This is a genomic window from Hallella sp. (genome assembly GCF_037460745.1).
Taxonomy (GTDB): domain Bacteria; phylum Bacteroidota; class Bacteroidia; order Bacteroidales; family Bacteroidaceae; genus Prevotella; species Prevotella faecis.
Genome location: NZ_JAXVAE010000116.1, coordinates 1 through 16,209 on the forward strand (window position 1 = coordinate 1; position 16,209 = coordinate 16,209).

The window sequence follows — 16,209 nt, forward strand, 5'->3', positions numbered from 1 at the left end:
CCCGTTGACAAACCTGCTGAGATGGCCACGATCCATGAATTGTCGATGTTGAAGATAATCATCGTGATGAGCAACCATGTGCCCCAAATGAGCACCTGGATGAGGTTGCGCCAAATGGCGATGCGGCTCGTTACCGCTTGCGTGCTGGCCTTGCGTTTCTCCTCTTTGGCCTTGCGCGTCTCACGGTTCATGAGGTGGTAGTAAAGCACGTGAATCGATACGCGATTGACGTAGGAGGCTATAAAGAAGAGTGTGGTTGCCTGCACTGCCCTCATGATGCTGAAGGTGAACTTGGTGGTGTCGATGAGGCGACGGTTAAACAATTCCCACGATGTGTCGCTAAGATTGAACACGTCGGCAGCCCAATAGATGCTGATGAGGACAGAAAAGGTAGCCATAATGGGCGCCACAGCCGTGTAGACGAAGCGGAAGAACCATGTGCGGCTCACCGGCGTGTTATCGTCGAAGAAGCAGCGGTTGGGATGACTGCCATAGCGCTTGAGAATGTTGGAGAAACAGTTGATGGTCAGTATGCACGTGAGCTGCATGGTCCACCATATCAGCATCTCCACGGCGAGCAGTGTGTAACCGATGAGCGAGGCTACGTCGCTGGCCAGGAACACAAGAAACGACACCCAAGCATAGAACACATCCGACGAGGGGAGAACAGCCTTGTTCCGTTTGAGCGCTATCCATTGCCATACGGTGCTGCCAAGCAACACGAAAGGTAAGATGATGCTCGTCAGGATGTTTGGAATGAGCACCACGCGGAACGTGATGACGAGGAAGCAGATGGCCATGATGGGCACGTAGATGCGAAGGCCATGCTTGATCTGCTTGCCGTCGAGGCGTATGAGCAGCGACAGCAGGATGACACCCATGAGCCATGCGTATTCGACAAGCAGGCCCGATGCCATGATAAGGAAGTTTTGTGAGATGGAGATGCGTACCACGCCCAGTGTGGCGGCAAAGATGATGACCGTGGCGGCCAGGATGATGCACATGCGTTTCGCCTTGAAGTTTTCCTTGGCCTCGTTGCCACTTGTATCACCGAAGAGCCAGCGCAGCACGAAGTCGGCCTTGTTGTGCCTAACAAGGCGGGTCACCACAAAGCCAATGACCAAGTAGCCTATCGACGCGGCAAGGATGCCGTAGAAGGCGATGATGGCCAGTAGCATGAGTATGATGCGACTGTCCCAGTCCGACTTGAATTTCTTGGTGGGTTTGTATTTCTCGATGACCGTTTCGGTGGTCTCCTTCACTGCACCGTTTAGGTTCTCGATGACCGTAAGGACGTTTTCGCCACTGTTGGTGAAGATGCTGCTTTGTATCTCCTGATAGCGCTTGTTGGCGTAGTCGTTGAGATTCTTGAGTCGCTGTTCAGTCAGGTTGTAAATGTTGATATACATCTGGTTTTGTGAGCGGTTCTCGTTGAGCGTGCGACGGATGTAGACAGCCAATGTGAGGCACACGTTGCGGTCGATCTTGGCTCTTTCAGAAAGACTGGCGACATACATGTTGCTGAGGTCGGAGATGAGGCTGTCGAAGCGTGCAATCTCCACATTGGCGTTCTCCACGTACGATCGGAAGGGCCCCACGGTGTTCTTGAACGTCTTGTATTGTTCGGTAGCCTCATGGCATGCGTACGACAGGTCGAACACGTAGCCGTTCTTCTGCGAATAAAGCATGATGGCATTCTGCTGGCTTTTGTTCATTGTGGCCAGCAGTTGGTTCATTACCTGTTGACTCTGCTCCTTTCGCGCACCCGTCTCGCTTTCGAGCTTTTGGCGGTATTCGGTCAGTTCGATGCGTAGCATGGCCAGCGTGCCGGCCAAGTTGCGTTCCTTGAGCACAGCCTTGCTTGGTAGCACGGCCAACAGGAGCAACAGGGTGATGATGAACGATCTTGTCTTCATGTAAATGGTCTATTTTCTTGCAAAGGTATAAAAAGAATTTCACTTACCATTCTGCCCGTACCCACAAAATGATGTGGTTGTTTTCGGTTTCTTGTTATGTCGCAAGAAACAGTGGAAGTTGGCGTTTGGTGGGGCGGCTGAAAGGCTTTTCGTGTTGGCCTTCCTATCTGAATAGCAGTGTGACAAGGGGTATGGTGGCAATAGAGGCCACGGTGGTGACAAACGTGATCTCGGTCATTAGCGATGGCTCGCGACCATACTTCATGCAGAACATTGTGCCAAACGACGCCACTGGCATGGCGATGACCACCGTGTTGATGTTGTTGACAATGTCGCTGACACCGCAAAAGCGGAAGAGGGCGTAGACCGATAACGGCACTACCAGCAGTCTGACGGCTGACGACACGTAGACCTTCGGGCTGCCTACAATCTGGCGCAACGGCAGCCGCGCCATTGATGAACCGATGACCATGAGAGCCGCAGGTACGGTGATGGCGCCCACCATGGTGATGGGGCGTCCCACTACATCTGGGGTTCGCACGCCCAACGCCACGAGTAGCGCGGCAAGAAAGGCGGCAATCATTGCTGGCGAGAAAAGCACCTTGGGGTTGAGTTGCTTGATGCTGTATTCGCCCTTGACAAGCATCACGCCCGCGGTGAAAATGAAAAACGTGTTGGGCATGTTGAGAAGGGCGGCGTAGAACACGGCCTCTGGGCCGAAGATGGATGAGACAATGGGATAACCGATGAACCCCACGTTGGCAAACATGAGTGCGAAGCCGATCATGCCCTGCTCGTCGTGATTCTTGCTGATGAGGCGCGGTACCCAGAAACCGAAGATGAGCAATACAAAATAGGTGAGGAAACCTACGCCCAGCAGGGGGAGAATGAGTGTGCGGTCGGGCATGCGGTCGCCCATGACGGATGAGAGTATCAAGGCGGGGCAGGTGACGTCGATGACAATGGCCGATAGTTTCTGGTCGAACTTGTCGCCCATGTAGCCCAGTTTGCACAGAGTGTAACCTAATAATACGATGATGAAGAGAACCACCATCACTTCTATGTTTTCTATCATATTCTTTTGTTTAGTAGGGGCAGTCTTGTCGGGAAGTGATGCTCGCTGTCGGGATTGCAAAAGTACGTAGATTCGTCGAAAACACCAAATGTTTGAGATTGATTTGTGCTAAGTGTTCATACGTTCGTGATATGGCGTCTTTTGTGTCAGGGAAGTGGACTTTTGCGTGTATTTCGTTCTTAATGCCTGTATTTGCCTTGGTTTGGTAACGATACGTCGGTTATTGATGACGAATCTTTGCTTGCCAAACTTTGCAGTCTTGAAAAAACATCCTCCTTCAATCCGATATTTTTCGTTAAAAGATGATAATGTTACCGAAAGATTTATTACCTTTGCGGTCGCTTAAGCGTATCTAAACAGATTATCTAAAATAACGTTATATTTTTATGAATTTCACTTTGTTGATTACCGTTGTATTGACGGCATTAACCTTGGTGGCCGGCGCATTCGTCGTAGCCAAGCTTATTGGTCCGCGCTCTTACAATCCGGTAAAAGGTGAGCCCTTCGAGTGCGGTATTCCCACCCGAGGTAGCAGTTGGATGCCCATGAACGTGGGTTACTATCTGTTCGCTATCCTTTTCCTGATGTTCGACATCGAGACCGTTCTGCTCTATCCGTGGGCAGTGGCTGTCAAGCAGTATGTTGCAGCAGGAGTGGGACCCTATGCTCTCGTGAGCATCGGATTCTTCCTGCTTGTTTTGGTATTTGGTCTGGCTTATGCCTGGAGGAAAGGAGCACTCGAATGGAAGTAAGAAAACCACACATCAAGAGCATTCCTTACGACGAGTTTAAGGATAATGAGACCCTGGAGGACATCGCCAGAGAACTGAACGATGGTGGTGTCAATGTGGTGCTTGGCAGTTTGGACCAAGTTATCAACTGGGGACGCAGCAACTCCCTTTGGTCACTGACTTTCGGTACGTCGTGCTGCGGTATTGAGTTTATGGCTGTGGGTTGCGCCCGTTACGACTTCTCGCGCTTCGGTTTCGAGGTGACACGTAACTCTGCACGTCAGGCCGACCTGATCATGTGCGCTGGTACTATCACCAATAAGATGGCTCCTGTCTTCAAGCGTCTTTATGACGAAATGGCCGAGCCAAAGTATGTGGTGGCCGTGGGTGGTTGTACCATCTCGGGCGGCCCGTTCAAGAAGAGCTATAGCGTGGTGCGCGGCATCGACGAGATTGTGCCCGTCGATGTCTATGTGCCGGGTTGCCCTCCCCGTCCCGAGGCCATTCTCTATGGTATGATGCAGTTGCAGCGTAAGGTGAAGGTGGAGAAGTTCTTCGGTGGAGCCAACCACAAGATGACCCACGAGGAGAAGGAAACCAGCATGAGCCTCGGCGGATTGCATGGCATCTCTAACGAGAACCTCTCTGGTGCCAAGATCGGTAACAAGGAGCCTATCATCGTGAAGAAATCGCCCAACAAGGAAACCGTTGAGGCGCTCGGCAAGGAGCTCGACGCTCTGGCTGCCGAGGGTGAGCAGTATAAGGTTAACAAATAAATAAGGTGTAAGAAATGAAACTGAGTAATATAGAATTCGGCTTTGACAACTTCCTCGCAGAAATGAAGAAGTTGAAGACAGAGAAGCATTTCGACTACCTTGTGACGATTGTGGGTGAGGACTTTGGACCCGAGGAGGGGCTGGGCTGCATCTACATCCTTGAGAACACACAGACCCATGAGCGCATCAGTGTGAAGCAGTTGGCTAAGCAGCTGGGCGATGAGTATGTGATACCTTCGATCTATCATGTTTGGGCTTCGTCCGACTTGCTGGAACGTGAGGTTTACGACTTCCTCGGCATTAAGTTCCTCGGTCATCCCGATATGCGCCGCCTCTTTATGCGTAACGACTTTGAGGGTTGGCCTCTCCGTAAGGACTTTGACATGAGTCCCGAGAAGAACCAATTCCCTATGACCGATGAGCCCGAGAGCGACTGGACTTCAGAGTGGAACCTCACCAAGGATGGCGAGTTGGTGGAAACCAAGCACCGCCTGTTCGACGATGACGACTTCGTTATCAACTTTGGCCCTAACCACCCGTCTACTCACGGTGTGCTGCGTTTGCAGACTGTGGTCGATGGTGAGACCATCAAGCATATCTATCCCCATCTCGGTTACATCCACCGTGGTATGGAGAAGATGATGGAGAGCATGACTTATCCTCAGACCTTGGCTTTCACCGATCGTCTCAATTACCTCTGCGCCATGCACCATCGCCATGCGTTGGTGTCTGTCATTGAGGAGGCTATGGGCGTGGAACTGTCAGAACGCATCCAGTACATCCGTACCATTATGGATGAGTTGCAGCGTATCGACAACCACTTGCTCTTCCTCGGAACCTGCGCACAGGACCTCTCGGCTCTTACCGCATTCCTTTATTGCATGCGCGACCGTGAGCATCTGCTCAACGTTATGGAGGAGACCACGGGTGGTCGTCTGATTCAGAACTATTACCGCATTGGCGGTTTGCAGGACGATATCGATCCCAACTTCGTGCAAAACACCAAGGCATTCTGTAATTACATGCGCCCCATGGTGCAGGAGTACCTCGATGTCTTTGGTGATAACGTCATCGCCCACAAGCGTTTGGAGGGTGTGGGCTACATGAATCTTGAGGATTGCGTCAACTACGGCGTTACAGGTCCAGCAGGTCGTGCCGCTGGATGGCATAACGATGTTCGTAAGAATCATCCGTATGCCGTCTACGATAAGGTCGATTGGAAGGAAATCACTGGCACTGGAGCCGACTCTATGGAGCGTTATATGATCCATATCAAGGAGATTTACCAGAGCCTCGATATCATCATGCAATTGATCGACAACATCCCCGAGGGCGAGTTCTACATCAAGCAGAAGCCTATCATTAAGGTTCCTGAGGGACAGTGGTACACCAGCGTTGAGGGTGGAGCCGGTGAGTTTGGAGTCTATCTCGACAGCCGTGGCGACAAGAGCCCGTACCGTTTGAAGATGCGTCCTATGGGTCTCACCTTCGCAGGTGCGTTCGATAAGATGTTGCGCGGACAGAAAGTGGCTGACCTCATCGCTACAGGTGCCTCGATCGACTTCGTGATCCCCGATCTCGACCGCTAATAATATAATAAGGTAATATAGTAAAAACAAAACATTCGCATCAATGTTTGACTTCCAAATAGTTACAACATGGTTTGACAACCTTCTCCGACAGACCCTTGGCCTCGGTGATTTTTGGTCAATCCTTATCGAATGTGTCATGGTGGGCCTGATCATTCTGACCATCTACGCCCTCATTGCCATGTTCATGATATTCTTTGAGCGTAAGGTCTGCGCCTGGTTCCAGTGTCGCCTTGGCCCTATGCGTGTGGGTCCCTGGGGTGTCTTCCAGGTGTTGGCCGACGTGCTGAAGATGCTCATCAAGGAGATCTTCGGTGTCGACCGTTCCGACAAGTTCCTCTATGCGCTCGCTCCCTGCTTGACCATCGTGGCCAGTGTGGGTACGTTCTCGTTCCTTCCTTGGAACAAGGGTGCGCAGGTTCTCGACTTCAACGTAGGTGTGTTCATGATTACCGCCATCAGTTCTATTGGTGTGCTGGGTGTCATTCTCTCTGGTTGGGGCTCAAATAACAAGTACTCTGTGGTGAGTGCCATGCGTGGTGCCGTACAGATGATCTCTTATGAGATGTCGCTCGGTCTTTGCATGGTGATTGCAGTTGTGCTTTGTGGCACAATGCAGCTTAGTGGTATCGTTGAGGCGCAGACTGGCCCTTGGAAGTGGCTCATCATTCAGGGTCATATTCCTGCCATCGTGGCTTTCTGCATCTTCCTTATCGCTGGTAACGCTGAGGCCAACCGTGGCCCGTTCGACTTGGCTGAGGCCGAGAGTGAGCTGACTGCTGGTTACCATACTGAGTATAGCGGTATGGGCTTTGGTTACTTCTATCTGGCTGAGTATCTGAACCTTGTGGTTATCTCCGGTTTGGCAGCAGCCATCTTCCTCGGTGGTTGGGCTCCGCTCAACATCGGTGTTGACGGCTTCGACACGGTGATGAACTACATCCCTGGCTTTGTCTGGTTCATTGGTAAGACGCTTGCAGTGATCTGGGTTTTGATGTGGGTTCGTTGGACCTTCCCCCGTCTTCGCATCGACCACATCCTGATACTCGAGTGGAAATACCTCATGCCGCTCACGCTCATCACGCTCGTTGTTATGACGGCTTGTGTGGCCCTCGGCCTGACGTTTTAATTCATGGATCATTAACGTAAACAAAAATTAAATCATCAAATATGTCTGAATCATATTTTGGCGGTATTAAGGATGCTGTCAAGACTTTGGCTACCGGCCTGAAGGTGACCATGAAGGAATACTTCACGCCTAAGTCAACAGAGCAGTATCCTGAGAACCGAAAGACCACGTTGCACGTGAGTCCTCGCCACCGCGGACGTCTTGTTTTCAGCCGCGTTGAGAGCCTCGATGACCCGCAGGCCGTAAAACGCGGTCTGAAGGTTGGCGACTACAAGTGCACAGCTTGCACGCTGTGTGAGAAAGCATGTCCCAACGGCACCATTAAGATTGTGTCGCACATGGAGACGGACGAAGAGACAGGGCGCAAGGCAAAGGTGCTCGACGATTACATCTATGATCTTGGCGACTGCATGTTCTGCGAGCTCTGCGTCAATGCATGTAACTTCGGTGCCATTCATTTCACCAACGATTTTGAGAATGCGGTCTTCGACCGTTCCAAACTGGTGTTGCACCTCGACAAGGAGGTCTATGAGGGTGGTTCGTTGCCCAATCTCATTGATGGCGGCGCTCCTCTGACAATTGGAGAGTTTAACACTAAAACCAAATAACCGACTATGGCAAGTTTAGCGCATATCATTATTTTCACCATCTTAGCCGTAGTCATCCTTGGCTCAGCTATCCTGTCGGTGATGAGCAAGAGCATCATGCGATCAGTTACATTCTTGCTGTTCGTGCTCTTCGCTATCGCAGGCATCTATTTCATGTTGGGGTACACCTACCTTGGCGCAGCTCAGATTTCTGTGTACGCCGGTGGTATCACCGTACTTTATATGTTTGCCATTCAGCTCGTCAGCAAGCGTTCTCTGCAAGGTCTTACCGAGCGCATCAAGCTGTCGCGTGTACTTCAGGGCGCCCTTCTCTCATTGGCCGGACTGGTCACTGTGGGTGTTGTGTTGCTGAAGAACCAGTTCATCGTGAAAGCTGTGGCAGGTTCCATCGAGGAGTATGACATGAGCCAGGTGGCGCAGGCCATTGTTGGTTCTGATAAGTATCAGTATGTTCTGCCGTTCGAGTTCATCTCAGTATTCCTGCTGGCTTGTATCATCGGTGGTGTCTTAATTGCAAGAAAGGAGGACAAGAAATGATTCCTGTAGAGTTTTATTTGGTGCTTAGCACCCTGTTGTTCTTTATCGGTGTCTTTGGCTTTGTCACCCGTCGCAACCTTGTGGCTATGCTGATCTCCGTCGAGTTGATTCTCAACTCTGTGGACTTGAACTTTGCGGTGTTCAACCGCCTGCTCTTCCCTGGTCAGCTTGAAGGCATGTTCTTCACGTTGTTCTCCATCGGAGTGGCAGCTGCCGAGACAGCCGTGGCTTTGGCCATCATCATTAACGTTTACCGTAACTATCGCAGTGACCAGGTGAACAGTATTGAAAACATGAAATTCTAATATCGCACAATGGAATACAGTTATTCATTTTTAATACTTCTTCTCCCCTTCTTGAGCTTCCTGGTCTTGGGATTGCTCGGTATGAAGATGAAGAAGCCCGTCGCTGGACTCATCGGCATGGCAGTACTGGGTGTGCTGTGGTGCATGAGCCTTTATACGGCTTATAACTATTTCTTCGCTGAGGGACGTGGCGCCGACGGTTTGTTCCCCACGGTGACGGTGTTCAACTTCACTTGGATGAAGTTCACTGAGCTGTTGACCTTCAACATCGGCTTCCGTCTGACACCTATCAGCGTGATGATGCTCATCGTCATTACGACTGTTTCCTTCATGGTTCACATCTATTCGTTTGGCTACATGGCCGAGCGTGACGAGAACTATAAGAAGGAGGAGTATGAGCCTGGTTTCCAGCGTTTCTATGCTTACTTGAGCTTGTTCACCATGTCTATGTTGGGCTTGGTGGTGGCCACCAACATCTTCCAGATGTATCTGTTCTGGGAGCTCGTGGGTGTTTGCTCATACCTGCTCATTGGTTTTTACTATCCCAAGCATGCTGCTGTGCACGCATCCAAGAAGGCATTTATCGTTACGCGTTTCGCCGACTTGTTCTTCCTCATTGGTATCCTGTTCTACAGCTACTATGTTGGAACGTTCAACTATGACCTGACGGCCGATCCTTCTTTGGTGATGAAGTTGCCTGGAGCCGCTTACTTCCTGCCGATGTCGCTCTTCCTGATGTTCATCGGTGGTGCAGGTAAGTCAGCTATGTTCCCTTTGCACATTTGGTTGCCCGATGCCATGGAGGGTCCGACCCCTGTGTCAGCTCTTATCCACGCCGCTACGATGGTTGTGGCAGGTGTCTATCAGGTAGCTGCTTTGATGCCTATTTGGGTGGCTTACGCTCCCAACACCTTGCATTACATCGCTTACATCGCAGCCTTCACCGCTTTCTACGCAGCCGCAGTTGCTTGCTGCCAGAGCGATATTAAGCGTGGCTTGGCTTTCTCAACCATCTCTCAGATTGCTTACATGCTCACCGCCCTGGGTGTGGTGACAGCCATGGAAGGTGAGGGTAGCGTTGGTTACATGGCTTCCCTGTTCCACCTGTTCACCCACGCCATGTTCAAGGCTTTGTTGTTCCTCTGCTCAGGTGCCATCATTGTCATCATCGGCTCCAACTTCAAGGAGTACATGGGAGGATTGCATAAGTACATGCCTATCACCAACATCTGCTTCCTCATTGGTACGATTGCCATCAGTGGATTCTGGCCTTTGGCAGGTTTCTTCTCAAAGGATGAGATTGTAGACGCTTGCTTCCACTTCTCACCGTATCTTGGTTACTTCATGACATTGGTTAGTGGTATGACCGCTTTCTATATGTTCCGTCTTTACTATGTCATCTTCTGGGGTGACAGTTACTACGAGCAGGATCCCGACCACCGTCGCAAGCCCGCCGAGGTTCCCTTCATCATGTGGGGTCCGTTGGTGTTCTTGTCAGTGATCAGCATCTTTGCTGGTTGGATACCTTTCGGCCACTTTGTGTCATTGGATGGTCACGTTGAGGAGATTGCTTTGCAGCACTTCCATTTCGGAGCCACAGCTTGGATGTCTTTGGCTGTTGCAACGATTGGCTTCGCTCTCGCTACTTACATGTACGCACCGAAGCATAATCCGCTGCCCAACAAGTTGGCTACCGCCATGCCTAAGTTGCACAAGGCCGCTCTCAATCGTTTCTACATTGACGACGCTTGGCAGTTCTTCACACACAAGATTGTCTTTGGTTGCTTCTCTATCCCCATTGCATGGTTCGACCGCCACGTTATCGATGGCATGTTCAACTTCTCAGCTTGGGCAACACAAGAGGGTGGTCAGGCCATCCGTCCGTGGCAGAGTGGAGATGTGCGCCAGTATGCCGTTTGGTTCCTCACGGGTTCAGTGGCTCTGACACTTATCCTGCTGTGCATTTAACTAACATCCCAACACCAAACAACTAAAAGAAAATGACATTTTTAACATTATTCGTCGTAATACCCGTCGTGATGTTGCTGGCCTTGTGGCTTGCTCGCAACGACAGTCAGGTTCGTGGCGTGATGGTGGTTGGCTCCACGGCATTGCTTGCTCTTGCCATCTACCTTGTCTTAGCGTTTGTCAATGCGCGCGAGACAATGCCTGCCGAACAATATCCCTTCCTTTTCGGCACGGCAATCCCTTGGTTTGAACCGCTCAACATCTATTATAGAACCGGTGTTGATGGCATCTCTGTGGTTATGTTGCTGCTGAGTTCCATCATCGTCTTCACAGGTACGTTCGCCAGTTGGCAGCAGCACCCCATGCAGAAGGAGTATTTCCTTTGGTTCACCTTGCTGTCTGTCGGTGTGTATGGTTTCTTCATCTCTGTCGACTTGTTCACCATGTTCATGTTCTACGAGGTGGCACTGATTCCTATGTATCTGCTGATTGGCGTCTGGGGTACAGGTCCTAAGGAGTATTCAGCCATGAAGCTGACCCTGATGTTGATGGGTGGTTCAGCCCTTCTGATCATCGGTATCCTTGGTATCTATTTCTTCAATGGCCAGTTTAGCGGTCAGTACACCATGAGTGTTGTTGAGATTGCTCAGCTCCACGCCATTCCCGCCTTCATCCAGAAGATTTTCTTCCCGTTCATCTTCATTGGTTTTGGTATCCTCGGAGCTCTGTTCCCCTTCCACACATGGTCTCCCGATGGTCACGCTTCAGCGCCTACGGCTGTGTCAATGCTGCACGCTGGTGTGCTGATGAAGCTTGGAGGTTATGGTTGCTTCCGTGTGGCTATGTACCTTCTTCCAGAGGCTGCCCAGCAGTTGTCTTGGGTCTTCTTGATCCTCACCACTATCTCTGTGGTCTATGGTGCCCTGTCGGCTTGTGTTCAGACCGACCTGAAATACATCAACGCCTACTCATCTGTGTCACACTGTGGTATGGTGCTCTTCGCCCTGGTCATGATGACTCAGACCGCTTGCACCGGTGCCATTCTTCAGATGCTCTCTCACGGTTTGATGACCGCCCTCTTCTTCGCCGTCATTGGTATGATTTATCACCGTGCTGGTACGCGTGATGTTCGCAAGTTGGGTGGTTTGATGAAGGTTATGCCTTTCCTCGCAGTGGGTTATGTGATTGCCGGTTTGGCCAACCTCGGCCTTCCTGGCTTCTCAGGATTCGTAGCTGAGATGAACATCTTCGTTGGAGCTTTTGAGGTGAACGACACGTTCCACCGCGCTTGCACCATCATTGCTTGTACATCTATCGTCATCACGGCTGTTTACATCCTTCGTGTTGTAGGTAAGATCTGCTACCAGAAGGTTGCCGATGAGTCGTTCTTCAAGTTGACCGATGCCACTTGGGATGAGCGCGTTGCCGTTGGTGGACTGATTCTCTGCGTCGCCGGACTTGGTTTGGCTCCTCTGTGGGCTCAGAACATCATCAACGATGCTGTGGCCCCGATGATTCATCACATCATGGGAACTGGTGCTGTTGCAGGTATGTAATGTATCAATTTTAAATTTGGATATAACAATGATGAATATAGATTATAGTCAGTTTTTAAACATGATCCCTGAGGTGACCTTGATGGCCGCTTTGATGATTGTGTTCATTACAGACCTGTTTACCGCAAAGAAACCCGGCGAAGCACGCAACCGCAACTGGTTCAATCCTCTTGTGTGCGTACTGATGCTAGCCCATATCTTCATTAACATCTGGCCCACCGAGGCTTCCACAGCTTTTGGTGGCATGTATATGACCAATGGCAGCGTGGGTGTCATTAAGACTATCCTCGCCTTCAGTGTGCTCATTGTCTTTGTGCAGTCGCGCGAGTGGTTACAGCGTGAGGACACCAACTTCAAGGAGGGTGAGTTCTATGAGTTGGTTCTCGCTACCCTGTTGGGTATGAACATGATGGTTTCTGCCAATCATTTCCTGCTCTTCTTCCTGGGTCTTGAAATGGCTTCTGTTCCTATGGCTTGCTTGGTTGCGTTCGATAAGTATCGTCACAACTCAGCCGAGGCTGGTGCTAAGTTTATTCTTACCGCCACCTTCTCAAGCGGCGTTATGCTCTATGGCATCAGCTTCTTGTATGCAGCCACTGGCACACTCTACTTCGATGACGTGATGGCTAACATCTCAGCCACTCCTCTTTGCATCCTTGGCATGGTGTTCTTCTTCAGCGGCTTGGGCTTCAAGATTTCCTTGGTTCCCTTCCATTTCTGGACAGCCGACACTTACCAGGGTGCTCCTACCACAGTGACAGGTTATCTCAGCGTTACCTCTAAGGGTGCTGCGGCCTTTGCTCTTTGCGCCATCCTGATGAAGGTTTTCGCCCCCATTGTGGAGTATTGGCAGATCATGTTGATGGTTGTCATCGTGTTGTCAATCACCATCGGTAACCTGTTCGCCATCCACCAGAAGGATCTGAAGCGCTTCATGGCCTTCAGTTCTATCTCTCAGGCCGGCTATATCATGCTTGCTGTGGTTGGCAATTCAGCCATGAGTGTCACAGCCCTGTCCTACTACGTGCTCATCTACGTGGTGGCCAACCTCGCTGTGTTCTCTATCATCGCAGCTGTTGAGGAGAATAACGGTGGTGTTGTCAACATGAACGCTTACAATGGCTTCTATAAGACCAATCCCCGTTTGGCCTTCCTTCTGACGTTGGCTCTGTTCTCATTGGGTGGAATTCCTCCGTTCGCAGGTATGTTCTCGAAGTTCTTCGTGTTCATGGCTGCGGCCAATGGCGCACAGGTCACCACGGCTATTGGAGCCACCATCTATGCAGTGGTGTTCATCGCCTTGGTGAATACGGTGATCTCACTGTATTACTACCTACTCATCGTGAAGGCCATGTTCATCAGCGATAATGAGAATCCATTGCCCACCTTCAAGAGTTCTTGCAGCACGAAGATGGCTTTAGCTATCTGCACACTGGGCGTTGTGGCCTTCGGTGTGTGCAGCATCGTTTACAACTGGATTCACGCTGCTTCTGTGATGTAATTCAGGCGTTGGCACTCTTGGTCAGCCTTGACGGTTTCATTCCGTATATAGGTTGACACTATAAATAGAACAAGCCACTTTGGAGAATTCTTCAAAGTGGCTTGTTGCATGTTAGCTCTTTGGCCATTCGCAACGGTGGAACCATAGGTTGCATAATGGCTTTTCGATGATGAGTGGGTGATGGTAAGCGGTAAGGAGGGTTGCTATATGCACCAAGCCGCTCCGGGCTTTGAGGCGGTAGCGGCTTGGTGCGCTTTTTGGAGGGAGGGGGGTGGCGACAAATATGTCGCCAAAAATGGCTTTCGCGAGACTACTTTTCTTTGCGGTTCGATTATTGCGGTTCTTTATAACCCTTTTCTATGCGGTTCGCTTTATGTAAGGGCTTTTATGAGCCCTCTTTTTGGGTTCTTCCGTTAAATGCGTAGATGAGATATGGAATGGTTGAAAGGGTGAAAGAATCGTAGCGATAGAGCAACGCGCCATGCTGTAAGGGCAAAAGCATAGAATAGAAGGCTGTTGCCTTTACTGGGCGTATGTAAAACCCAATGGCCTCCCTGGGCGATGCGCTAGGCTATGGGCTTTTGTCCCTTCGGGGCGCATATCCACGCTTTTAACGGAAGAACCTCTTTTTGTGGTTTGCTTTTCCTGTGGGTGGGGTAGAGGGTTTGCCGTGCACCTGCTTTGGGGGAGCGTTTAGTGCTTTCCTTTCAGCGTTTGCTCAAAGAGGACCTTTGCGGTTTTGCCTGACCTGAACACATAGTGGAACCTGAAACCTGCATCTTTATACGCCTTGCTTTGCGTGTTCTTGTCAAGGTCGTCTTGCAGCGCCTGCTTCAGACTGGCTTTGTGCTGATTGATGATTTCTGCGTTGTCGGCTTCGTCGCGAAGCGTGTAAAAATAGTGGAACGTCTTGTCGGCTCGTGTAAACGTAATGCTGTCTGTGCGCTGGTTGTCGGTGAAGGGAGTGGGGCAGTAGCGCTCTGTGTAGTCCCTGGCGTCGCGCTCGGCGCGATCCTCCAATGAGTCGTGATGACAAGCGGTGAACAGCGTCATGCTAATGGCTGCCGTGAGAATGGGTATGATGGCCTTTTTCATAATTGGTATTTGCATTTTTATTAGTTTATACGCAGCTTGTGAATGGAAAGACTTAGTGTGTAGTCTATGCTGCTTGGCGGTTTGTTGAGCGCCATGAGCGCTTGTTCTCAAATGGTCGAGCACCGCCTATCTTTTGCAAAGGTAACAAAACGTTTAGATAAAGCGATATGGAAGGACGGAAAAAGTTGGGATGTTTGAGGAACTTGTTGGTTGTTGCCAATATGTAGAGCATTGACCAATAGTTAAAAACAAAGAAAATAGCCATTTTTTGTTAACGGATGTCGTTTCAATGTCCTTTTTGCCCTATCTTTGTAAATCCTTGGTCCAAAAGGCTGTTTGAGGATATCGATGCCTCCATGGCCCTATTGCATTCATAAAAGAATCAATCATTAGCCTATCCGATGAAAAAGATTATAATACCCCTCTTGGCATTTGTTGTTCTCGTAGCCGTGGTAACGGTTGGCGCGAGTTTCTATATGCTCAATTTCTCCCTCTCGCCCGACCCTAACCGCACCGACCTTGACAGCGCCTATACCCGTTTGTACCAGCGCATGCCCGACATGAAGCCCTGGGTCGACAGCATGCAGTCGCATGGCCTTCTCCGCGACACCTTCCTTAACATGCCATCGGGTGAGCGCCATCATGCCCTGTATTTCCGTTCCGACTCCGCTCATGGCCGCACCGCCGTGTTGGTACATGGCTATAAGGATTGCGCCGTGAAGTTTCTCTACCTCGGGCGCATGTACCATCGCGACTTGGGGTATAACGTGGTGATGCCCGACCTTCATGCCCACGGTCTCAGCGAGGGCGACGCCATTGGCATGGGTTGGAACGACCGCCTCGATGTGAAACGCTGGACAGAGATGGCTGCCCAGACTTTCGCCGACTCCACCCATGCGCCCAACATCGTGGTTCACGGCGTTTCGATGGGAGCCGCCACCACCATGTGTCTGTCGGGCGAAGAGCTACCCGCATACGTCACCCATTTTGTGGAAGACTGCGGCTACACCAGCGCGTGGGACGAGTTTGCCGTTCAACTCAAAGAGCAGTTCTCGCTTCCCGCTTTCCCCTTGATGTATAGTACCAGCTTGCTGTGCCGGGTGGTCAATGGCTGGAGCTTTGGCGAGGCCTCACCCATGAAGCAGGTGAGTCGTTGCCGTCGCCCCATGTTGTTCATCCATGGCGATGCCGACACGTTTGTGCCCTTCTGCATGATGAAGCAGCTCTACGAAGCCAAGACCCATGGCTACAAGGAACAATGGGTCACACGAGGCACCCAGCATGCCTGTTCTTATTCCGATTATCCTAAGGAGTACACCGAGCGCGTGCGTCAGTTTCTTGCGAAAGAGTAACCCTATGCGCTCGACGTCGTGCGGTGGTCCATTAGCCACAATGCCCTGTCGTTTTAACCCCAATAACCATA

General features: G+C 50.8%; 14 protein-coding genes. 11 read left to right on the forward strand and 3 right to left on the reverse strand.

Annotated elements, in window-relative coordinates; genetic code table 11:
- Positions 1 to 1,916 (reverse strand): mechanosensitive ion channel family protein (locus tag WKK33_RS07690; RefSeq protein WP_337933216.1); only part of this gene is annotated, 1,916 nt, incomplete at its 3' end.
- Positions 1,917 to 2,079: 163 nt separating this feature from the next.
- Positions 2,080 to 2,991: an AEC family transporter gene (locus WKK33_RS07695; RefSeq protein WP_337933218.1), complete on the reverse strand. Its 912-nt coding sequence runs from the start codon at positions 2,989 to 2,991 to the stop codon at positions 2,080 to 2,082.
- A gap of 386 nt (positions 2,992 to 3,377) precedes the next feature.
- Between WKK33_RS07695 and WKK33_RS07700 the strand changes: the two genes are divergently transcribed.
- From WKK33_RS07700 to WKK33_RS07745, 10 genes are read left to right on the forward strand one after another with little or no spacing between them, the layout of a single operon-like run.
- A complete protein-coding gene (locus tag WKK33_RS07700; RefSeq protein ID WP_215758743.1) occupies positions 3,378 to 3,743 on the forward strand; it encodes an NADH-quinone oxidoreductase subunit A in 366 nt (121 codons plus the stop codon).
- A complete protein-coding gene (locus WKK33_RS07705; RefSeq protein WP_215758744.1) occupies positions 3,734 to 4,498 on the forward strand; it encodes an NADH-quinone oxidoreductase subunit B in 765 nt (254 codons plus the stop codon). Before WKK33_RS07700 ends, WKK33_RS07705 begins: the two co-directional genes overlap by 10 nt.
- 14 nt (positions 4,499 to 4,512) lie before the next feature.
- Positions 4,513 to 6,087, forward strand: coding sequence for an NADH-quinone oxidoreductase subunit C (locus WKK33_RS07710; protein WP_337933219.1), 1,575 nt, complete (start codon positions 4,513 to 4,515; stop codon positions 6,085 to 6,087).
- Positions 6,088 to 6,130: 43 nt separating this feature from the next.
- Positions 6,131 to 7,216 (forward strand): NADH-quinone oxidoreductase subunit NuoH, encoded by a 1,086-nt coding sequence (nuoH, locus tag WKK33_RS07715; protein WP_337469325.1) that lies wholly within the window; start codon positions 6,131 to 6,133, stop codon positions 7,214 to 7,216.
- Between the two features lie 41 nt (positions 7,217 to 7,257).
- Positions 7,258 to 7,824 carry a 4Fe-4S dicluster domain-containing protein gene (locus tag WKK33_RS07720; RefSeq protein ID WP_215758747.1) on the forward strand — a complete coding sequence of 189 codons (567 nt, stop codon included), beginning with the start codon at positions 7,258 to 7,260 and terminating at the stop codon, positions 7,822 to 7,824.
- 6 nt (positions 7,825 to 7,830) lie between these two features.
- Entirely contained in the window at positions 7,831 to 8,361 is a 531-nt protein-coding gene (locus tag WKK33_RS07725) for an NADH-quinone oxidoreductase subunit J (RefSeq protein ID WP_287768593.1), read from the forward strand.
- Positions 8,358 to 8,666 (forward strand): NADH-quinone oxidoreductase subunit NuoK, encoded by a 309-nt coding sequence (nuoK, locus tag WKK33_RS07730; protein WP_215758749.1) that lies wholly within the window; start codon positions 8,358 to 8,360, stop codon positions 8,664 to 8,666. The genes WKK33_RS07725 and nuoK overlap by 4 nt, the downstream gene beginning before the upstream one ends.
- A gap of 9 nt (positions 8,667 to 8,675) precedes the next feature.
- On the forward strand, positions 8,676 to 10,634 hold the full coding sequence (gene nuoL, locus WKK33_RS07735) for an NADH-quinone oxidoreductase subunit L (RefSeq protein ID WP_337933222.1): 1,959 nt from the start codon (positions 8,676 to 8,678) through the stop codon (positions 10,632 to 10,634).
- Between the two features lie 32 nt (positions 10,635 to 10,666).
- Positions 10,667 to 12,190: an NADH-quinone oxidoreductase subunit M gene (locus WKK33_RS07740; RefSeq protein ID WP_215758751.1), complete on the forward strand. Its 1,524-nt coding sequence runs from the start codon at positions 10,667 to 10,669 to the stop codon at positions 12,188 to 12,190.
- Between the two features lie 31 nt (positions 12,191 to 12,221).
- Entirely contained in the window at positions 12,222 to 13,691 is a 1,470-nt protein-coding gene (locus WKK33_RS07745; protein WP_287768648.1) for an NADH-quinone oxidoreductase subunit N, read from the forward strand.
- A 693-nt stretch (positions 13,692 to 14,384) separates the two neighbouring features.
- On the opposite strand, the gene WKK33_RS07750 is transcribed toward WKK33_RS07745, so the two are convergent.
- Positions 14,385 to 14,786 carry a hypothetical protein gene (locus tag WKK33_RS07750; RefSeq protein WP_337568908.1) on the reverse strand — a complete coding sequence of 134 codons (402 nt, stop codon included), beginning with the start codon at positions 14,784 to 14,786 and terminating at the stop codon, positions 14,385 to 14,387.
- Positions 14,787 to 15,187: 401 nt separating this feature from the next.
- On the opposite strand from WKK33_RS07750, the gene WKK33_RS07755 reads away from it, so the two are divergent.
- Entirely contained in the window at positions 15,188 to 16,138 is a 951-nt protein-coding gene (locus tag WKK33_RS07755) for an alpha/beta hydrolase (protein ID WP_337933224.1), read from the forward strand.
- The last annotated feature ends 71 nt before the right edge of the window (positions 16,139 to 16,209 follow it).